The sequence below is a fragment of the Planococcus beigongshangi genome, assembly GCF_016820495.1.
GTDB lineage: Bacteria > Bacillota > Bacilli > Bacillales_A > Planococcaceae > Planococcus > Planococcus beigongshangi.
Map to the genome: position 1 here is coordinate 33,369 of NZ_JADHDU010000002.1, position 21,810 is coordinate 55,178.

At 47.7% G+C, this 21,810-nt stretch carries 17 protein-coding genes and 1 other RNA gene; 16 read left to right on the forward strand and 2 right to left on the reverse strand.

The annotated features are described in order from the left end of the window. Positions 1-376: 376 nt before the first annotated feature. From dinG to IQ294_RS04305, 8 genes are all read left to right on the forward strand, one after another. Complete coding sequence (dinG, locus tag IQ294_RS04270; RefSeq protein WP_203332797.1) at positions 377-3,139, forward strand: ATP-dependent DNA helicase DinG; 2,763 nt, start codon at positions 377-379, stop codon at positions 3,137-3,139. A gap of 23 nt (positions 3,140-3,162) precedes the next feature. Beyond that, positions 3,163-3,333, forward strand: a complete 171-nt coding sequence (locus IQ294_RS04275) for a YpmA family protein (RefSeq protein WP_144836946.1) — start codon at positions 3,163-3,165, stop codon at positions 3,331-3,333. A gap of 13 nt (positions 3,334-3,346) precedes the next feature. Next, complete coding sequence (locus IQ294_RS04280) at positions 3,347-3,823, forward strand: cell wall elongation regulator TseB-like domain-containing protein (protein WP_203332798.1); 477 nt, start codon at positions 3,347-3,349, stop codon at positions 3,821-3,823. A gap of 15 nt (positions 3,824-3,838) precedes the next feature. Next, entirely contained in the window at positions 3,839-5,029 is a 1,191-nt protein-coding gene (locus IQ294_RS04285) for an aminotransferase class I/II-fold pyridoxal phosphate-dependent enzyme (protein ID WP_203332799.1), read from the forward strand. Positions 5,030-5,063: 34 nt separating this feature from the next. Further along, positions 5,064-6,359 (forward strand): asparagine--tRNA ligase, encoded by a 1,296-nt coding sequence (gene asnS, locus IQ294_RS04290; RefSeq protein ID WP_203332800.1) that lies wholly within the window; start codon positions 5,064-5,066, stop codon positions 6,357-6,359. A 448-nt stretch (positions 6,360-6,807) separates the two neighbouring features. Next, the gene (locus IQ294_RS04295; protein WP_203332801.1) at positions 6,808-7,512 is read left to right on the forward strand and encodes a DnaD domain-containing protein; all 705 of its coding nucleotides are present in this window, start codon (positions 6,808-6,810) and stop codon (positions 7,510-7,512) included. A gap of 12 nt (positions 7,513-7,524) precedes the next feature. After that, positions 7,525-8,205: an endonuclease III gene (gene nth, locus IQ294_RS04300; protein WP_203332802.1), complete on the forward strand. Its 681-nt coding sequence runs from the start codon at positions 7,525-7,527 to the stop codon at positions 8,203-8,205. After that, positions 8,186-8,515, forward strand: a complete 330-nt coding sequence (locus IQ294_RS04305) for a YpoC family protein (RefSeq protein WP_349291328.1) — start codon at positions 8,186-8,188, stop codon at positions 8,513-8,515. Before nth ends, IQ294_RS04305 begins: the two co-directional genes overlap by 20 nt. Before the next feature lie 50 nt (positions 8,516-8,565). On the opposite strand, the gene IQ294_RS04310 is transcribed toward IQ294_RS04305, so the two are convergent. Then, a complete protein-coding gene (locus IQ294_RS04310; protein WP_203332804.1) occupies positions 8,566-11,292 on the reverse strand; it encodes a PBP1A family penicillin-binding protein in 2,727 nt (908 codons plus the stop codon). Between the two features lie 29 nt (positions 11,293-11,321). Then, a complete protein-coding gene (gene recU, locus IQ294_RS04315; protein WP_203332805.1) occupies positions 11,322-11,933 on the reverse strand; it encodes a Holliday junction resolvase RecU in 612 nt (203 codons plus the stop codon). 189 nt (positions 11,934-12,122) lie between these two features. Here recU and IQ294_RS04320 point away from each other — a divergent pair, with 189 nt between their 5' ends. The 8 genes from IQ294_RS04320 to IQ294_RS04355 all read left to right on the forward strand — a co-directional run bounded on the left by IQ294_RS04320 (position 12,123) and on the right by IQ294_RS04355 (position 21,796). Then, on the forward strand, positions 12,123-12,488 hold the full coding sequence (locus tag IQ294_RS04320; RefSeq protein WP_203332806.1) for a YppE family protein: 366 nt from the start codon (positions 12,123-12,125) through the stop codon (positions 12,486-12,488). Next, on the forward strand, positions 12,485-14,755 hold the full coding sequence (locus IQ294_RS04325) for a DEAD/DEAH box helicase (protein ID WP_238942652.1): 2,271 nt from the start codon (positions 12,485-12,487) through the stop codon (positions 14,753-14,755). The genes IQ294_RS04320 and IQ294_RS04325 overlap by 4 nt, the downstream gene beginning before the upstream one ends. Before the next feature lie 6 nt (positions 14,756-14,761). Further along, positions 14,762-16,012 (forward strand): ribonuclease H-like domain-containing protein, encoded by a 1,251-nt coding sequence (locus tag IQ294_RS04330; protein ID WP_203332807.1) that lies wholly within the window; start codon positions 14,762-14,764, stop codon positions 16,010-16,012. A 141-nt stretch (positions 16,013-16,153) separates the two neighbouring features. After that, positions 16,154-16,447 carry a cell division regulator GpsB gene (gene gpsB / locus IQ294_RS04335; RefSeq protein ID WP_203332808.1) on the forward strand — a complete coding sequence of 98 codons (294 nt, stop codon included), beginning with the start codon at positions 16,154-16,156 and terminating at the stop codon, positions 16,445-16,447. 49 nt (positions 16,448-16,496) lie between these two features. Further along, positions 16,497-16,875: RNase P RNA component class B (gene rnpB / locus IQ294_RS04340), an RNA gene on the forward strand. An 87-nt stretch (positions 16,876-16,962) separates the two neighbouring features. Then, the gene (locus IQ294_RS04345; protein WP_349291322.1) at positions 16,963-18,699 is read left to right on the forward strand and encodes a putative bifunctional diguanylate cyclase/phosphodiesterase; all 1,737 of its coding nucleotides are present in this window, start codon (positions 16,963-16,965) and stop codon (positions 18,697-18,699) included. Positions 18,700-18,701: 2 nt separating this feature from the next. Then, a complete protein-coding gene (locus tag IQ294_RS04350) occupies positions 18,702-19,835 on the forward strand; it encodes a THUMP domain-containing class I SAM-dependent RNA methyltransferase (RefSeq protein WP_203332810.1) in 1,134 nt (377 codons plus the stop codon). Positions 19,836-19,888: 53 nt separating this feature from the next. Then, positions 19,889-21,796 carry an ATP-dependent DNA helicase gene (locus IQ294_RS04355; RefSeq protein ID WP_203332811.1) on the forward strand — a complete coding sequence of 636 codons (1,908 nt, stop codon included), beginning with the start codon at positions 19,889-19,891 and terminating at the stop codon, positions 21,794-21,796. Positions 21,797-21,810 lie beyond the last annotated feature (14 nt).

Consider the following 21,810-nt stretch of genomic DNA (forward strand, 5'->3'; position numbering starts at 1 on the left):
AAACTGAATTAGTAAACTAGAGCAATCGATATTCCGCAAAGCAGCTTCGCTTTCCAAAAACCATGGTCTGTCCAAAGCGCCGAAGCGTATTGAAAAAGTAATTATTTTTCTCAAACGTATACAGCAGAACAAAAAAGCGCAAAAGGGCCGGATATGTTACAATTTTGGGAGATGTTATGAAAATAAGACTTGTTAAAATTGAAAAGTTCTTTGCATGGATGAATCGCTGTCCAGACTCCAGCGCCCAGCTCTTCGGGACATAGGGCGACCCAGCTGCGTGGCAAAGACCGCCACTACTCTGCTTTGCCCTATGCCTTTCAGAGCTGACCGGGCGCTTCCGCTTTTCCTTAGGACCACCGTAGAAAGAGGGATTGTCATGAACACAGATAAATACGTTGTCGTCGATATCGAGACGACCGGCCATTCCCCTGCTAAAGGTGATCGGATTATCCAATTGGCAATAGTGACGATTGAAAATGGCTTAATTACTGATACATATACGAAGTTTGTGAATCCCCGACGTAAAATTCCGATGTTCATACAGGATCTGACCGGGATTTCTGATGCGGATGTCGCACAGGCGGAGCCTTTCGAATCCTATGCAACAGAAGTATACGGCAAATTGCAGGATGCGATTTTTGTCGCGCATAATACCAATTTCGACCTGCCGTTCCTTCAGAAGGAATTGCAGAGGAGCGGACAGCCGAAATGGCATGGTCTGACGATGGACACGGTGGAACTGGCGCGTCTTCTTTATCCGACAGCCATCAGCTATAAATTACAGGATATTACGGCTGACCTCGATATTGAGCTTGGCAATGCGCATCGGGCCGATGATGATGCCTATGCGACCGCAGAACTGTTCCTGCAGGCCAAGAAAGATCTGGGGTTGCTCCCATATGAAACATTGGCCCTGCTGCATAAACGTTCATTCCAGCTGAAATCAGATCTATCACGGCTGCTGTATGAGGAAACGGCCCGCAAGAGAAATTCACACCGGAATGACTTGGATCAGTTCAAGGGGATACCGCTTAAACCCCGGACAAAAACGCCTGACAAAGAGCGGGGCCATTACGTGCCGAAAACGGATTGGCAGGACAGGCTGAGTGAGATGTTCCCGAATTTTGAACGGCGTGAAAGCCAGTTCCGGATGATGTCAGCGATCCAGTCGACTCTCTCGGACGGCGAAGAGATGGTGATAGAAGCCTCCACAGGGATGGGGAAAACCATCGCCTATCTTTTGCCGGCTGCAAACCATGCGCTTTCGACCGGCAAACAGGTGATCGTCAGTACGTATACGACGCATCTTCAGGACCAGTTATTATGGAATGAAGCCGGTATCGTCGAAAAATTCACCGGCGAGAAAGTTTCCATCGCCCTCATCAAAGGACTTGGCCATTATATCGATTTGACGAGATTCGCTGAAATACTTTACGGCGAAGATGAATCCTATGATGAAACCTTTACGATCATGCAGATTCTCATCTGGCTGACGAAAACATCCACTGGGGATTTGAATGAACTGAATGTTTCCAGCGGCGGCCAATTATTATTGGATAAGATAAGACGTTCACATACCAGAAGGCCGAGACGAGAAGAACAAGCGTATGACTTTTTTGGATATGCTTTGGATCAAGCAAAAAAAGCTGATATCATCGTAACCAATCATGCATTTCTTCTCAATCAGCCGAATTCATCCAATTCCCTGCTTGACAATGCCGGTTCGATCATATGGGATGAAGCCCATCAGGCAGTCCAGGCTGCAGTTTCACAGTATGAAAAAACTTTCGTCTACACACAGTGGAAGTATATTTTCGGCCAGATCGGCACTGCCGAAGAACGGCAACTATATTCGAAGCTGAAATCGGCTGCTGACAGGAGCGGATTTGCAAGCCTTGCGGAGATGAACAGGCTCGATAGCCTGTTCATCGGGTTCACAGTCGCTTTTGACCGGATCGCCACAATCCTCTCACAGGATTTTGCAGTGAAATTCCGTGAACAGAAACACAAGAAGAATTCTCTGCTGCTCAGTGAGCTGCCGGCGCCAACTGGGGAATTCGCTGAACTGCTGAAATTATTGAATGAATGGATCGACCTGTCTCAGACCATTCTCCGGAAAGCGGAGAATATTCCGGAACAGTCGATTGAAGATCATCTTGTGATTGCCGACTGGCGTTATTGGACGCAGGAACTGATGTTGAAAGCGGTCGAGTTCAGCGAGATCTTCGTTTTCCCGGCAAACGATGAAGTCAGCTGGGTTGAAGGTGATTTGAGGAGCTTGCCGAATAGCTTATCGTTATATAAACGGCCTTTTGAAGTGAAGTCCATCATCGACCGGGTGACGGCTCCCATCCGTGGTGAAAAAGGGATCATCTGGCTGTCCGGTACAATGACCGTGCCATCGAACGACCGGTTTATCGTGAACCAGTTAGGTGTTCCGGATTCCGTGGCAGTCACCAAATACGAACCGCCAAAAGATTTCTATCAAGGCGCAAAGGTTTTTGTAATTGACGATATGCCGGATATCCAGCAGGTTTCGCAAAGTGATTATATTGAGGCTGTGGCAGATGCAGTCATTCGCACAGTGCTCGTAACAGAAGGGCGATGCTTTGTTTTATTCACCTCCCAGGATATGCTGAGGAAAACGGTCGATCTGATCCAGGATACCGGATTGCTCGACGATTATATGCTGTTTGCGCAAGGAATTTCATCGGGCAGCCGGATGCGGTTGCTGAAATCGTTCCAGCGCTTCCAGAAATCGGTCCTCTTCGGCACCAACAGCTTCTGGGAAGGGGTCGACGTGCCTGGGGATGCACTGCGGGCGGTGGTCGTGGTCAGGCTTCCGTTCACGTCACCGGACGAGCCGATCTTCAAAGCCAAATCTGAAATGATCGCGAAAGAAGGCATCAATCCATTCATGCATTACGCTCTGCCCGAAGCCGTGCTCCGTTTGAGGCAGGGATTCGGGCGGCTGATCCGTTCGAAGGAGGACAAGGGGCTGTTCATCGTCCTGGACCGGCGTATTGAAACGAAGTCCTACGGCCAGGAATTTCTCGATGCCCTGCCAAAAGTAGGGGTCTCAAAAGTGTCTTTGGAAAAGATGGTAACGGATATTGAACATTGGTATAATAAGCAGTGAAAATTGAAAGGAAGGTCGTTTAGATGGAGTCAAAAATAGAAGTGCTGTCCACGGTGAATATTGCCTATCAACCTGATTTATATAAAGTCGTTGATGCACTGAACAGGACGCTGAAGCATGATAATCTGATGTTCGGCCTTGCTCTAGATAAAGAAGATCCGGAGAAAGCGGTCTTCACGATTTACAAAACATAGATCAGGTGATGAAATGAAACAATGGATCATATTTATAACCGGTTTCCTGACTTTCCTTGCAACTGCCATCATCATCGTCATCCTGATCCTCGGCAATAAGCCTTTTTCAGACGTTGAAAATAGAGCTGTGGCCCAGGTCCAGGATGAAAATATACTCGATGAGATCAGCAGGTCATATGTTTATTCGAAAGGGCAAAATTCTGTCACTGTCATCGGAACGGATGCAGAAGGCATATTAAAAGCGGTATTTGTGCCGATCGAAGGACAGGAAGTCATCCAATTGGATATGGAAGGAAAAGTGACGGCCCAGGAGGCAAGAGGCATTGCCTTGGAAGAAATGGACGTCAAAGAGATCCTCCATACCAAACTTGGCATGGAAAATGAAAAAGTGGTCTGGGAAGTCGTCTTTATAACGCAGAACGACCGATTGAATTACGTCTATGTTTCCGCAGACGACGGTTCGATCTGGAAAAGGATTTTAAATTTGTGAAGGGGCTGAAGACAAGTGAGTAAACTGGCAAAACGCGTCCAGACATTGACACCTTCAACGACATTGGCCATTACGGCGAAGGCCAATGAACTGAAGGCGCAGGGAGTGGATATCATCGGACTGGGAGCAGGTGAGCCCGATTATAATACACCGGATCATATTTTGCAGGCAGCCTACCAATCAATGCTTGACGGAAAGACAAAATATACACCTTCGGGCGGATTGCCTGCTTTGAAAAAGGCGATCATCCAGAAATTAGCGCGTGATCAGGAGTTAAGTTATGCACCGAATGAAATAATGGTTGGGGTAGGGGCGAAGCATGTACTTTATACGCTATTCCAGGTATTGCTCGATGAAGGCGATGAAGTCATCATCCCCATTCCATATTGGGTCAGCTATCCGGAACAGGTGAAGTTGGCTGGAGGTGTACCGGTATACATAGAAGCTACAGCCAGCCAGGATTATAAAATTTCGGCGCAGCAATTGCGCGAGGCGATTACAGACCGCACGAAAGCAGTGATGATCAATACGCCGAGCAACCCGACCGGCATGATTTATTCGAAAGAGGAATTGCAGGAGCTGGCGGAAGTCTGCCGCGAGAAAGAGATCCTGATCGTTTCGGATGAAATTTATGAAAAACTGGTCTATGGTGAAGATGAGCATGTCTCCATAGCGACTTTATCGGACGATGCAAAAAATCGGACGATCATCGTGAATGGCGTTTCAAAATCCCATTCCATGACAGGATGGCGCATCGGTTACGCAGCAGGCGATTCAAGCCTGATCAAAGCGATGACAGATCTAGCGAGCCATTCGACTTCGAATCCGACCACCACTTCCCAGTATGCAGCGATTGAAGCATATAACGGGCCACAGGATGCTGTGGAGGAAATGCGCCAGGCGTTCGAAGGAAGACTGGAAAAGATTTATCCGAAACTGGAAGCAATTCCTGGTTTTAACATCATCCGTCCGCAGGGGGCATTTTATTTATTGCCGGATGTCTCTGAAGCGGCTGAAAAAACCGGCTTTGCCTCAGTCGATGAATTTGCAGAGGCCATACTTACGGAAGCGAATGTAGCTGTGATCCCGGGATCCGGTTTTGGCGCACCATCCACGATCCGCTTGTCATATGCGACTTCTATGGAAGCTTTGGACGAAGCGGTGGAACGGATCGGTAAATTCGTTGCAGAAAGATGGCAGAAATAACGTTGAAAACATATTTTTGGAGGCTAGTGCTGGTATGAAAAAAATAACAATCGCCGAAATGGCTAAATATGAAGGTCAAACGATAAAACTAGGGGCTTGGGTCGCCAATAAACGCTCAAGCGGAAAAATTGCATTTCTTCAATTGCGTGACGGCTCAGGATTTGTCCAGGGAGTCGTAGTGAAAGCTGAAGTAGGCGATGAGATCTTCGCAACTGCAAAAGGCCTGACGCAGGAAACGTCTTTATACGTAACCGGAGAAGTTAAAAAAGATGAACGTTCATCTTTTGGCTATGAATTAGCGGTGACAGGAATCGAAGTGCTGCACGAAGCAAAAGATTTCCCGATTACACCCAAAGAACACGGAACTGAATTCCTGATGGACAACCGCCATTTATGGCTGCGTTCGCGCAAGCAGCACGCCATCATGAAAGTCCGTAATGAAATCATCCGTGCCACATACGAATTCTTCAACGACAATGGCTTCGTGAAAGTGGACCCGCCGATTTTGACCGGTTCTGCACCGGAAGGGACTTCAGAACTTTTCGCAACGAAATATTTTGACGAAGATGCATTCCTGTCCCAATCAGGACAGCTGTATATGGAAGCAGCGGCAATGGCTTTAGGGAAAGTGTTCTCCTTCGGACCCACTTTCCGTGCCGAAAAATCGAAAACGCGCCGCCACTTGATCGAATTTTGGATGATCGAACCGGAAATGGCATTTATGGAACATGATGAAAGCCTGGAAGTCCAGGAACAATTCGTTTCCCATATCGTCCAATCCGTTTTGAAAAATTGTAAACTTGAATTGGAACGTCTGGGAAGAGACACTTCAAAACTTGAAAAGATTCAGGCACCATTCCCGCGCATCACTTATGATGAAGCGATCAAATGGCTGAATGACAACGGCTTTGACGATATTGAATGGGGCGACGATTTCGGCGCACCGCATGAAACAGCTATTGCCGAATCATATGATATGCCGGTATTCATCATCAACTATCCGATCGGCATCAAGCCGTTCTATATGCAGCCGCATCCGGAACGTGACGACGTCGTTCTTTGCGCCGATTTGATCGCGCCTGAAGGTTACGGCGAAATCATCGGGGGATCAGAACGGATCTACGATTACGAATTGATGAAACAGCGCATCCAGGAACACAATCTCGACGAATCTGCTTATGCCTGGTATCTTGAGCTCAGCAAATACGGAGCAGTTCCGCATTCCGGCTTCGGACTTGGCCTTGAGCGTACAGTGGCTTGGATTTCAGGTGCGGAACACGTCCGTGAATCCATCCCGTTCCCGCGTTTGCTGAACCGTTTGTATCCGTAATAAAATATATAAACAGCTTATTAATTGAATTAAAGAAATGACATTTATATCCCGCTTTGACGCTATGGACCAGGTTCCCACAATACGCCGAGAAGAACACTCGTCTTATTGCTCCACCCAGTCCTGAGCCGCGCCTTCGCTTAGGTTCACTTCTTGAGTTGAAGTGGAGGAGCAAAGACTCCTACAGTCTCAGCATAGCATTGAGCACCCACTCGGACGAGTGTCCGAGTTCGCTTATGGAAACCACTTCAGCACGAGAAGGTTTTCTAAGATATGGAGCAAAACAGCGAAGACTCCTGCGGCTTAGCGACACGACCGATACACCGCAGGGAGCGCAGCGGACGAGGAGGATTGGGCGGGAGCCCGCTGGAAAGCAAAGCTGTTTTGCGGAATATCGATTATAAAAAATATTTTTAATAGATTTAATAGATAGAAAGGTGGTTGGGATATGAAGCAGCCAGATCGACTTCAGAAATGGATCGAGCAGGGGAATGTGAACATTTCCCAGCTTTTTTTTCAATTTTATAAGGAATTGAAGATTTCGGATGAAGAAGCGATGCTATTGATGCATGTGCATGCTTTTCAGCAGGCAGGCAACCAGTTTCCGACTCCCGATGAAATCGGAGCACGCATGATGTGCTCTCAAAAAAGCGTCACGACAATGCTGCAGAAACTGATGCAGCAAGGGTTTATAGCCATCCAGCAGGATACGGTCAACGACATTCTGACTGAAAGCATTACCTTGCTGCCTTTATGGAACCGGTTGATGGATTGTGTCGACCAGGAAGCCCATCAGGAAAAAGTGAATTCGCAAAAAGAGGTGGAAGGGCAAGTGTTCCAGTTATTTGAGCAGGAATTCGGCCGATTCCTGTCGCCGATGGAAATTGAGACGATTTCGATGTGGATGGACCAGGACGGACATACACCTGCCGTAATCAGAATGGCATTGAAAGAAGCGGTCATTTCACAGAAGATGAGCTTGCGCTATGTAGATCGGATTCTTTTTGAATGGAAGAAGAAGAATATCCGGACTTCGTCGGAAGTGACAAAACATGCGGCGACATTCAGGGAAAAAAATATCCAGATTCAGCCCGTAGCAGATAATACTGCGAAAAAAGTGAAGTTTTACAATTGGCTTGAAGACCGGAATTAGTAGGTGATTGGAATGATGTCAAAGAAAGAATGGCAATTATGCCTTGATGAAATGGATCATATGTTCCCGGATGCACATTGTGAACTGGTGCACCGCAATGCTTTTGACTTATTGATCGCGACATTACTGTCTGCACAGTGCACAGATAAACTGGTCAACAGGGTGACTGCCGATCTTTTTCAAAAATATCATACGCCTGAAGACTATATTTCCGTATCATTGGAAGAACTGCAGACCGATATCCGGTCAATTGGATTATTCCGCAATAAAGCGAAGAATATCCAGGCGTTGAGCCATATTCTGATTGAAGAGCACAATAGCGAAGTTCCGCCAGACAGGGACTTGCTGATGACGTTGCCTGGAGTCGGACGGAAAACGGCTAACGTGGTCGTGTCGGTGGCTTTCGGCATCCCGGCCCTGGCTGTGGATACGCATGTCGAGCGGGTGGCGAAACGTCTCGGATTGAATCGCTGGAAGGATTCACCTCTTCAAGTGGAAGAAACCCTGATGAAGAAAACACCGGCTGATGATTGGTCGAAAACACATCATCAGATTATTTTCTTCGGGCGTTACCATTGCAAGTCCCAAAATCCCGGCTGCCATATCTGTCCGTTACTCGACAGATGCCGGGAAGGGAAGAAACGCGAGAAAAAAGGGCTGGTCAAACGTGAACATGTTACGGAAGTCAATTGACAAGGAAAAAGTTTCTCCTTTCTTTGATTCCTGGTCCTCTGTAGAGCAGGAGATCGAGTCGCTTCTTTCAGATCGTAAGCGAAAGATCGAAACGGAGATGACTCAGGGGATTACCATTTATCAGGCTTTACTGGCTCAATGCAGTTTCGGTGATACGCAATTAGCCCCGTTGAATAATGTAGAACGGCTGGATTTTGTCATGAAGAACAAAAATTCGTATGCAGCTTTCCGGCAGCTTCAGGAATTATTCACTGAAATGCAAAAGAAGATCGCTTCTAAAAGAGCATTCCTTGAAAAAGGACGGCATTAGAAAACCCCCTCAAGCGGATATCCGCTTGAGGGGGTTTTCTGTGATGATCATCATTCATCGCCATCATCGTTATTGCCATTGCCATTGCCATTTCCATTTCCATTTCCATTTCGATTGCCGTTGCCGTTATTGGGAGGGACGGAAGCGCCGTTTGCTTCGCCATCACCTTCGCCACCGGCATCAGGTGATTCTTCGCCGTCACCGTCTTCCGGTGGAGCTTCACCATTGCCATTACCTTCGCCGTTTCCATTCCCGTTTCCATTCCCGTTTCCATTCCCGTTGCCATCACCATTACCTTCGCCATCATCTTCCGGCGGAGCTTCATCTTCAGGTGGGGCTTCGTCTTCCGGTGGAGCTTCATCTTCCGGCGGAGTTTCATCTTCCGGAGGAGGCGTTTCTTCCGGTTCTGGTGCTGCCCTTAATTCTACGATGACAGATGCCGGGTCACTTCTCTGATCTTCTCTGATTGCCGTTACACTGAACGTGTATGCCCGGCCTTCTTCGAGTCCTTCATAAGTGAACGCCCTGTCTCCCGTAGTTCCAAGAACTGAGCGGCTGCCGTCAACTTCGACTGCCACTTCAAATTGCACATCGTCAACTTCGCCGTAATTCCATGTCAATGCAACATTAGATTCTTCAACTGCCGCATTCAATCCGGTCGGTGCATCCAGATCTTCCTGGACGAATTCTTCCGAGACTTCAGTCGGGTTAGTTCCGCGGACGAAAAGCTCGGTGCTTCTTCGAGAGCTTGGAGTAAAATCACTCGCCAATTGGAGCGGTTCAGAACCGACTTCGATCGTCGCTTCCACTACGGAGTCAGGCTGCTGGAATCTGCCGGAATCCGGGGAAGAGATTTTCGACATGACGTCCTTGAAAAGCAGTTGTGCCAATAGCCGTTCATCATTGGATGTGTTAATTGCGCCAGCACGGCTTGGATAGCCGCTCCATACCGAAATCGAATATTCAGGGGAGTAGCCGGCAAACCAGATATCCGGTGCAGAACTGCTTGGGTGCCCGTAATCCTCAAATTCCTGTGCCGTGAAGTTTGTAGTACCTGTCTTACCTGCAATATCGAGGCCATTGATGGCTGCCGCTTTACCGGACGCGCCGGAGATATTCGGGTCAAGTACATCGCGGAGCATGTCCGTAACCATATAAGCGGTACTGTCTTTCATCGCCGGAACCGATTCAGGTGCAACCACCTGTTCAGTCGTACCGTCGCGGAAAACGATTTTCGTCACTGTATGGGGTTTAGTGTAGATCCCATTATTGCCGAATGCAGCAAATGCACCGGCCATTTCTATTGTATTAATGTTTTCTCCCGGCGAGCCGATTGCAGCTGATTCACCGATCGAACCGAAGTCCAGACCTAATTTCTGAGTGAACTCTTTCGCATTGTCAGCTCCGACTTCATTTAATGTTTTAACAGCCGGAATGTTTCTTGAGCGGTATAAGGCTTCCCGCATCGTCATGGCACCCAGGAAATCACCGTCGAAATTCCGGACTTCCTGGTCGCCGTCTTGATATCTGTAAGGCTCATCCACCAATGTCTTGCCGGTGGACCAGTCAAGATATTCAATAGCCGGACCATAATCCAACAACGGTTTGATGGTAGAACCGATTTGACGCTCGCGCTCAGTGGCGTAGTTTCTGCGGACATCTCCGCTGTAATCACGGGCCGCACCGATCGCACGGATCGCGCCGGTTTTCGTATCAACGACCGTCAAGCCGGACTCGACTTCCTCGTTGAAGAAGATATCAGAGGCCATCGTTTCGTTTACCGCTTTTTGAACATCCGGTTCGAGAGTCGTGTAAACCGTCAATCCTTCATCCAGTGAAATATCACTATCGAGTGCTTCGATTTCACTTTCGACCATTTCCATGAAAGCAGTGTATTCTCCGCTTATAGGAGCGGGACGCTGCTCTGCCGGCAATAGGCTGTCCGTGACCGGAATTGCCTGGGCTGCCTCTTTTTCTGCTGTTGTAATTTTCCCGTGCTGCTCCATCAGGCTGAGTACGACATTTCTTCTTTCTTCAGCGCGGTCTGGATTATTGAAGGGATTATAGCCGTTCGGGCTCTGCGGCATCCCTGCAAGAAGGGCAGCTTCGTGCAATTCCAGTTCTGAAACCGGCTTGCCGAAAAAATGTTCGGATGCCGTTCCGAAACCATAAATATTGCCGGACATCAGGATTTTATTGAAATACATTTCAAAGATTTCCTCTTTGGAATATTCTTTTTCAAGCTGGTAGGCAAGATAGGCTTCCTGCGCTTTCCGTTCAAGTGTTTTATCGAATTTCAGGAACGAGTTTTTCACGACCTGCTGGGTGATCGTACTCGCACCCTGGGAACCGAATCCACCGGTCACGTTCGCGATGACTGCTCCGCCCAGGCGGATGAAATCAATTCCGGAATGGTCGTAAAAGCGATTATCCTCTGTTGCCAGAATCGCGTTCTCCATCAGCTTCGGAATATTTTCATAATCGACATATTCGCGGTTTTCCGAAGTGAAGAAAGGTATTTCCGTTTCGCCATCAGCTGCCAGGAAGGTCGGGCTGATTGGATCGCGCAAAAGTTCTTCATCAAGTTCCGGTGCCCCGCTGGCGTAATAAGTGAAAAGGCCGATACCGAAAACAAGTCCGACAATCCCGATGATAAGGAGGGCCATGATGACACGTTTCATCCAGCCGCCTGTCGACGTTTTCTTTTTCTTGCCTTTTTTCTTTTCCTGTTCCATAGCTTTTCTGCGCTGTTCGCGCGACATTTGTTTTTCACTCACAAATTGTTCCTCACTTTCGTTGCTGCTTATTAAAGAAATTTATACAATTGGGGCAGATAATCGATCCGTGGAAATGCCCCCGGTTTGATCTCAATGCCGCTTTCTTCGATTTCAGCAAGTGTTACAGATTTCCTGCCACCTTCCATCATCCGGTTCCAATAGACTTCAAATGCTTCGAACGACAAGATGAAATAGCGGTCCAATGAAGAAAAACGGATAATCAGGAACGCCAGGCCCTCGTGTTTTCTGACTTGCGCCATATGATGCACCTGGTGGTCGTGGATGTTCTTTAAAGGGAACGACGTACTGTTTTCCGTTTCCTTAGCTTCAAAGTCAACATATTTCCCGTTCCAGACACCGTTGTAATCAGTCGTGGAAGGGGAACGAAAATAGGCTTCCTTTATGACCGCGGCGCTCCTGGATGGGTATTCCACCCGTACGATCTGGACCGGCACCGGCTTTTTGTGGATAACGGCATGCCCGAGTTCGAGATAATAATCGTTCGTTTCGTTCAGCTCATCCTCTAATGTTTTACCCCGATTACTGAAAGAGAAATCTTTTTTTCTTTTTTTCTTCTTGTCAGCCGGCTGTTGAACATCCGCAGGAATGAACTTTTTCCCATTAGGATAATTAATGGCCATTGTGATACACCTCGCTTACTTTATCATATCACATTAAATTAGACGATGAATGAGTCTCCAGGTTCCAAATCGCTAGCTACATGATAGCCGAATGGACATGATATTCCAATTGAAAAGAATGCCTGTTCGATAAAATTCGTCTCCCATATACGATTATGATAAACTTAAGGCATTGGAGGGATGAAGAAAATGAACATTCGCGAACTTTCTTCCTTATTATATGATGAATGCGGAAAATGCCAGGACCGCTTTTTTGACATGCGCGAACGCGATGCGGTGCCTGATTTCTATGAAGACGTTAAACCATATGCCGATCATTGGCATCAGGAAATAGAGCGGTGGCAGGAAAAATCACTCCTGTATATTCAGCAGGAACGTCCGAAGTATGTCCATAAGCCGCAGATTGATAATGCTGCGGAAGGAATGGCCCAGGTTTTCGTACAGAGTTTTTACAAGGAAACAAGCAGGAAGCGTTTTCTGCAGACTATACAGGCGGCGCAGTATACACTGCAGACTTTTATGCTGGCCATAGATGAAAAGGGCGAACAGCCATGATCAGAAAGAAAACTTTGCCGCAGTTGATGGAAGAATGGAAAACGGAACCGGACATGATGGAACGGATCGTCCATTGGCATACGAAAGAGGAAAAGCCTGCCAGCTATGCGGCATTTCCTGAAGAGATGCATGACGGACTGAAAGAAGCGCTTAGAAAAAAAGGCATTGAGCAGCTGTACACCCATCAGCGGGATGCTTTCGACCTCGCACAGAGGGGGAAATCGTTCACTGCCGTTACGCCTACCGCTTCCGGAAAATCGTATTGCTATCATTTACCGGTGCTCCATAAAATTTTGAACGATCCCGGTGCCAGAGCCCTATACCTGTTTCCGACCAAGGCGCTGGCACAGGATCAGAAAAGCGATCTGCATGATCTGATCGAAAAAACGGAAAGGGATATTCTGTCCTATACCTATGACGGGGACACATCTCCAGCCATCCGGACGAAGGTCCGTAAAGCGGGACAGATCGTCATGACCAATCCGGACATGCTTCATTCAGCCATTTTGCCGCACCATACTAAATGGGTGTCGCTTTTTGAAAATCTTCATTATATAGTCATCGATGAATTGCATACTTATAAAGGCGTTTTCGGGACACATGTGGCGCATGTCATTCGGCGGCTGAAACGGATCTGTGAATTTTACGGCAGCAATCCGGTGTTCATCTGCACATCCGCGACGATCGCCAATCCGAAAGAACTGGCAGAAGCGCTGACCAATGAAGAACATGCCCTGATCGACCAGAACGGCGCACCTGCCGGTAAAAAGCATATCCTCTTTTATAACCCGCCGATCATCCATCCGACATTCGGTGTCAGAAGGAGCGCCGTGCTTGAAGTGCGTGACCTTGCGACGACATTGATCAAACAAGGGGTCCAGACAATCGTATTTGCGAAAAGCCGGGTGCGCGTTGAAATGCTTGTGACTTACCTGCAGGCGATCACCAAGATGAAATTGCAGGATGAGTCCATCAAAGGCTACCGGGGAGGCTATCTGCCGACGGAACGCCGGGCGATTGAAAAAGGTTTGCGGGACGGTTCGATCCAGTGTGTCGTTTCGACCAATGCCCTCGAACTGGGTGTCGATATCGGGCAGTTGCAGGCATGCATCATGACCGGCTATCCGGGCAATATTGCCAGTGCCTGGCAACAGGCGGGACGTGCCGGGAGAAGGCAGGACGAATCACTTGTCGTCTATGTTGCCCAGTCAACCGCACTCGACCAATACATCATCAACAATCCGTCCTATCTGCTGGATCAGTCACCTGAAGAGGCCAGGATCCATCCGGAGAATATCATCATCCTGATGGATCATTTGAAATGCGCTTCTTTTGAATTGCCTTTTTCGACAGACGATATGTACGGTGAATTTGATGTGCAGGAACTGTTGGAATATCTGCAGGAGCAAGGCGTGCTTGTCCGGACATCCGACCGCTGGCACTGGATGAGCGACCGGTTTCCGGCGCATGACATTTCACTCCGTTCGGCTTCACAGGAAAATGTCGTCATCATCGACCAGTCGGTTCCATCGGATACACGGGTGATCGGTGAAATGGACCGCTTCAGTGCATTGACGCTGTTGCATGAAGAAGCGATCTATCTTCATCAGGGTACACAGTTCCAGGTGGAGATCCTGGACTGGGAAGAAAAGAAAGCCTATGTCCGGGAAGTGGACGTCGATTATTTTACAGACGCTAATCTTGCAGTGGAATTGAAAGTGATGAGTGAAGATAAAACAAAAGACATGAGGAGATCGGAAGTTTATTACGGGGATATCGCCGTACTTGCGATGCCGACCATTTTCAAGAAGATCCGGTTTGATTCGCATGATAATATCGGTTCCGGGCCGATTTCACTGCCAGCCGAAGAACTGCATACGTCATCGACATGGCTGAGTTTCGAAAAGCCGGCCGATTTTTCTGATTCTGAACTGTCGGATATGATGACGGGTGCTGCCTATGCCATCGAATCGTTCATCCCGATATTCGTATCATGCGACCGGCGAGATGTCCATGTAGTACCGCAGGTGAAATCGCCTCATAATGATCTGCCCTCATTTTTCATCCATGATTCCTATCCCGGCGGCATCGGGATCAGCGAGCGAATTTACGATATGTGGCTGCCGCTGCTTGATAAGGCAAGGAGCCACGTAGCCGAATGTCCATGTCTGGACGGCTGTCCGTCCTGCATCGGAGCTCAGGATGCAATGGTCAATATGAAAGAGAATGTCATCCGTTTACTGGACGAGCTTCGCGAAGAGAGGTGAGATCCGATGTCATTTGAAAATAAATTGCTTCAGATGAAAGGCATGCTGAAAAAAGATGCAGGAGCCAAGTCAAGGCCGAAAACGCCCAAACAGAATAGGGAACGGCCGGCTCATGAAAGCCGCTGGCAGGAAATAGGGCTGGAACTTGTCGAGAACGATCTGGGGTTCGTCTTTAAAAAAACCATCGTCTATCCTTTTGAAAGACAGCACGGCAATATCCAGCTGAATGAATTGGGCCGGGTTCTTGAAGCATGGGAGAATGCCGGGTTCGACCACCCGTTCAAACTCGGGAAGGACGAACGCATCCTGTTTTTTGATACAGAAACGACAGGACTCAGCGGGACCGGCGCTTATATTTTCCTGGCAGGGCTGCTCGAAATGAAAAAGGACGGTTTTGAAATGGTTCAATTTGTCATGCCGGACCCATCCAATGAAGCGGCTTTTCTTTATGAGACAGGACTCTGGAAGTCGAAAGAGCCGATAATTTTCTCTTATAACGGAAAGAGTTTTGACTGGCCGCAGCTCGCTTCGAGATGGACGATGCACCGGAAAGACCTGCCGAAACTAAAGCCTCTCCGCCAAATTGATCTGTTTCACGGCACAAAAAGAATCTGGAAAAACGAATTGGCACGGATGAAACTGAGCACGATTGAAGAGGAAAAGCTGGGTTTCAAGAGAGAAGGGGATGTGCCGGGTTTCCTTATCCCCGCCATCTATTTGGACGCAGTAAAAAGCGGCTATCCGGAAGCGCTTGAAAAAGTCCTGCTGCACAATGAATTGGATATTCTGTCGCTTGTGTCTCTGTATGTGCTTTCGTCCGATTTGCTGATGAAAGACCTGGAATCTGAAACTTTTGGAGCATATACGAATATCGGGAAATGGTATGCAGATCTGAAGCAATTCGATCAAAGTGCCGCTTATCTCGAACATGTGACGGCAGAGCGCGGCGCGTCATCGGCACTGGCCCGCTATCTTCTGGCTATCCAGCGGAAGAGGAGCGGACAATTTGAGGAAGCGCTGAAACTTTTCAAGGAAGCGGCTCCCAATCTGCGGGGTCCTGTCGAAGTGGAAGCATGGCTTCACGCCGCCAAATTGTATGAACATCAGATGAAAGATCCGGAACAGGCATCGATCATGGCCGGATTTGCGAAAGAAGCGAGCATGCACCTGAAGGTCAGGGCTTCACTAGCACAGGATATTGAAAAAAGGTTGAACAGGCTGGAACTTAAGAAGCAAAAAAATCGTCCATCAAAATGATAAGTTTTGAAACACAAAAATGATGCTTATGATATACTTACCATAAGCAGACTTTTATCCCGTAAAAACCGATTGGATCAACTGACTTTCAGTGAGGATTTCCCGCTGAAGGAAGTTTCCGCTTATGGAAGGACGATTAAAATGGACAATAAATTCACAGCTAAAGATATCCTTGAAAAAGATTTTAAAATTGGCATGCGCGGCTATAACCAGGATGAGGTGGACCATTTCCTGGACGATATCATTCAGGATTATGAAGCGTTCGCTAAAAAGATCGATCAATTGACGAATGAAAACAAACGTCTGCGCGCTGAACTGGAAGATGCTCCGCGGAAACAGGCAACCCCTGCTCCAGGGACGACAAATTTCGATATTTTACGCAGACTCTCCCATTTGGAGAACCATGTTTTCGGCAATAAGTTAAACAACGAATAAAACCTTTTGTTTTCTCACCGGATTTACAGTATACTTATGGATGCCATTGAAATTCTGGCAATCGCTCCGGTTAATGGCCGGAGAGGAAAGTCCATGCTCGCACGGACCTGAGATGGCCGTAGTGATCGCGCTTAGCGAAACAATAAGCTAAGGCAGCTTAACAGCTGACGGCGGGTAGAACACCTAAGTCTTCGGATATGGTCGAAATACCCTGAAAGTGCCACAGTGACGGAGCTGCATAAGAAATTATGCAGGTGGAACGAGGTAAACCCCGCGAGTGAGAAACCCAAACTATGGTAGGGGCACTTTTCCGAAGGAATTGAACTGAGGAAGAGGCAGGCGCAAGTCTTGCAGATAGATGATTGCCTTCCAAGAGTACAAGGCGCAAGCCGTTTGAGTACGTGGAAAACAAAACATGGCTTATGGAATTTTCAATGGTCTTAAAATGATTGGTAAAAAGGCTCTCCTCTGGGAGAGCCTTTCTTATGATTATAAGTAGAAGGGGATGCTTGAATGTGGCTGAAGAACTGTTTGTAAAAGGAAAGCAGGATTCAATTTCAGGTTATCCCATAGAATTGTCGGAAAAAGTGTTTCAAAAAGTTTCAGAAGGCATCATGATCACAGATCTTTCCAAAAGGATCCTTCATGTCAATCCGGCTTTTGAGATGGTAACCGGTTTTCAACGGGATGAAGTCATCGGACATTCACCTAAAATTCTTCAGTCAGGCATTCATGGAAGTGATTTTTATCAAAAGATGTGGGCAGAAGTCAATGATAAAGGGGAATGGCAGGGGGAAATCTGGAACCGGCGAAAAAATGGTGAAATTTATCCGGAATGGCTGAACATCATGGCCGTCCGTGATGCGGAAGGGGCTATACGCAATTATTGCGGAATCTTCACGGATCTGACTGACCGCAAAGTTGCGGAACAGGAGCTGAAGGAAATGGCGCTGACAGATTCGCTGACCGGTGTCTCCAATCGCTATGATTTTTCGGAGCGGATGAAGCAGCTCCTGAAAACTTCTGAAGAATACAATATTTCCCATTCCTTGCTGTTTCTTGATCTGGACCGTTTTAAGCAAATCAATGATTCTCTGGGCCACGATATCGGCGACATGCTATTGATAGAAGTCTCTAAGCGTATCCGCAGACTGATAAAAAATAAAGATATCATCGCCAGGTACGGCGGGGATGAATTCGTCATCGCCTTGTCGGCGATAAAACATCCGAGGGAAGCGGCACATTTGGCTGACCGGATCATTGAAGCCCTTGAACATCCTTTCCATTTGAACGGAGAGGAAATATACATTTCCACCAGTATCGGCATTTCACTGTATCCGAATGATGGGGATACAACGGATGAGCTGTTGCGCAAAGCGGATAAAGCCATGTATTTTTCGAAAGAGAATGGCCGCAACCAATATTGCTTTTTCCATGATGACCTCCAACCTTCTTCAAAACGGCTGGTCATCCTGGAAAGCGAATTGCGGAAAGCCATTGAAGCGAAAACCATTGAGATGGTTTATCAGCCTAAAGTTGACGTGAGAAGCAACCGGGTGATCGGATTGGAAGCGCTTGTCCGGTGGACCAGTGAAAAACTGGGACCCGTGTCTCCTTCGGAATTCATTCCGCATGCAGAATCCACCGGACTGATTGCACCGCTCAGTGAAGTCATCCTGGAACGGGTCTGTGAAGATTTTATCCGCTATGATCTGGCGAAAGATTGCGGATTGCCGGTGTCGATCAATATATCCGGGATCCATTTCCAACAGAGTCAATTTACCGCAGTGTTAAAGCAGATCTTTGAGAAGATGAACTGCCAGCCTGCCTATTTTGAACTGGAGCTGACAGAACATACGGTCATGAACAATAGCCATCATACAGCAGAAAAATTGAATGAATTAAAGAACATGGGCTTCAAGATTTCAATCGATGATTTTGGTACAGGCTATTCTTCGTTAAGTTATCTGCACCGCTTCCCGATTGATTTCCTGAAAATCGATCGGAGCTTCATCAAGAATATCCACGATCAAAAAGAAAATGAATTGATTGTAAATGCCATCATCACGATGGCTTCCAGCCTGCAGATGGAAGTGGTGGCTGAAGGTGCGGAAACGCTGGAGCAGGTACAATTGCTTCAGCGTCTGGGCTGTGGTATTGTTCAAGGATATTATTACAGCAAACCGATGCGGCCGGAAGAGATCCGCTTTTTCATGGAGGAATGGAATATCAGGCAAGAGGAAAGGGTGTAAATATGGCGTCATATAAATTGCTCGCTACCGCTGCAATGGGCCTGGAGTCGATTGTTGCCGGTGAAGTGAAAGAAATGGGTTATGCAACAACAACTGAAAACGGAAAAGTTTTCTTTGAAGGCGATGAACGGGATATCGTCAAAACGAATCTATGGCTGCGCACTGCAGACCGCGTGAAAATCATCGCCGGAGAATTCGATGCTTATACATTCGATGAATTATTCGAAAAAACAAAAGCGATCGAATGGGAAAAATTCCTGCCGGTGGATGCAGAATTCCCTGTACAGGGCAAATCCGTAAAATCCACGCTGCACTCGGTGCCAAACTGCCAATCGATCGTCAAGAAAGCGATCGTTGAGCGATTGAAAAAAGCGTATCACCGAAATTCGTTTTTGGATGAAACAGGTCCGCGTTTTAAAATAGAAGTATCGATACTCAAAGACAAAGTCCAGCTATCCATTGATACAAGCGGCGCAGGCCTGCATAAACGCGGTTACCGTGTCGATCAGGGGGAAGCTCCGCTGAAAGAGACACTGGCTGCGGCATTGGTGAAATTGTCCCGCTGGACGCCTGACCGTCCATTTATCGATCCGTTCTGCGGTTCAGGCACCATCGCGATTGAAGCGGCAATGATCGGCCAAAATATCGCGCCGGGTTATAACCGGGAATTCGACAGTGAAAAATGGCCTTGGATCGGTGAAGATCTCTGGAATCAGGTCCGTGAAGAAGCGGAGGAACTGGCGAATTATGACCAGCCTTTGAATATCCTGGGTACAGACATCGACCACCGGATGGTGAAAATCGCTGAACAGAATGCACTTGAAGCAGGTTTTGCCGATATCATCCAGTTCGAACAGCGTCAAGTGAAGGATTTTAAGACCGATGAAGAAAATGGAGTCGTCATCGGCAACCCCCCGTATGGTGAACGTATCGGTGAAATTGAAATCATTGAAGAAATGATCCAGGACATGGGGCGCATTTTTGCCAAACACCCGACTTGGTCGGTGTATATCCTGTCATCAATGGCACGTTTTGAAACGCTTTACGGGCAGCCGGCTACGAAAAAGCGGAAATTATTCAACGGCTTTATACGAACTGACCTTTTCCAATTCTGGGGAGAGCGTCCGAAAAAATAAAATTGTGGGAACGGAAGGGCAAAGGCTCTTCCGTTTCTCTGTGAGGAGAGTTTATGAGACAGCCTATACCATTTCCCTTAACGAAAGACAAAACTTTCTTCGAATCATTGAATGATTGGATCGGGGATGTTTTCTACGATGAACTTCCGGAAAAAGGATACGATCTGCGCGATGAGCAGATTTTCATGGCTTTCCAGATTGAAAAAGCACTGAAAGACAAGTCGGTGATGTTCGCTGAAGCGGGGGTTGGAACAGGAAAGACGCTTGCCTATCTGCTTCCGGCCATTGCCTATGCGCGCTATACCGGAAAACCCGCGTTAATTTCCTGTGCTGACGAAACGCTGATCGAACAGCTGGTGAAAAAAGGCGGCGATATCGACCGCCTCAACGACCTGTTCGATCTGAACCTGGATGTCCGGCTGGCGAAATCGCGCGACCAGTATCTGTGCCTGCAGCGCTTTAAAGGTGCCAAGAAAAGAAGCGGAGCGGATTTTCTGGATGATATCGAAACGCGTTTGCCGGACTTCGTCAACAAGACCTTTTCGATGCAGAACACGTATCCATACGGTGAACGTTCCAGTTTCCCCGAAATCGCCGATAACGAATGGCAGCAGGTCAATTATCACCCGATCCAGAATTGCGCGGCCTGTGAGCTGCGCAATAAATGCGGCCAGACCATCCACCGCAACCATTACCGCGAAGCGACCGACCTAGTCATCTGTTCGCATGATTTCCTGATGGAACATCTCTGGACGAAGGAGACACGCATCCGTGAAGGCCAGACACCGCTATTGCCGGAGTTTTCTCAGATTGTACTGGACGAAGGACATCTGCTGGAATTCGCCGCACAGCGCGCCCTGACTTACGAAGTGCAGGAAAGTACCCTGCTTGCAGTGACGGAAAGCGTATTGATTGATGGTGTGCGTGAAAAAACATTGAAGCTGATTGAAGAGATCATCGACATGCACAACGATTTCTTCCGCACGCTGCGCCTTCATATCGTAGCGAGTGATGAAGACAGGAAAGCGATCCGACGCGATCCGGAATTGATCGGTCTGGGTAAACAGCTGGTCAGCCGCATCCACCTGTTACTTGAGGAATTCGTCTTTGAAGGTGAATTATTCACCATCCCGGAATATGAACTCCGTCTGGCAGAGGAATTCTTTGAGAAATACATCTTTTCCATGGGGCTGTTCACCGAAGAAGGCGACGCAGTCCACTGGCTGGAAGTGAAGGATGAAATCGAAACACTCGTCATCATGCCGCGGCTTGTGACGGATATTCTGGACGAAAAACTGTTCGACGGCAAAGTGCCGATCATTTTCTCATCCGCCACCCTGTCGATCCAAAAGGATTTCACTTATCTTGCTGACAGCCTGGGCATTGACGATTTCAATTCATTTTCTGTCCCTTCTCCGTTCGATTACGAGGACGTCATGAAAGTGATCAAGCATCCGCTTGAGCAGCAGCATAAATTTGAGCGTGCGTTCGATTTGCTGGCCGGTGGAGAGCAGACCCTGATTCTATTCAAATCAAAAATGGATATGGATAATTTCAAGCAGTCGCTGCCGCTGGACCATGCCTTTAAAATCGAATTTGAAGGAGACCGGGAATTATCGACGGTCGTCAAGGATTTCCAGGAGGCGAAATTCCAGGTCCTTTGTTCTTACCACTTATGGGAAGGCCTGGATCTGCCGAAAGAAGCGCTGACGAAAGTGATCATCGTGGATCTGCCATTCCCTCCGCAGGATCCGGTATTCGAAGCGAAACGGAAATTTTCCCTGAATCCACTGGAAGAGATCGATTTGCCGTTCATGCAGCTGCGCATCCAGCAAGGCATCGGACGATTGATCCGGACCTCTGAAGACCATGGGGAAATCCATATGCTGTTAAACGAGGAAGAATTGGCACTTGAACATCTGTGGGAAGCAGTTTTACCGGTTTCTGCACAAAATTTCTGAATACAATAAAATTT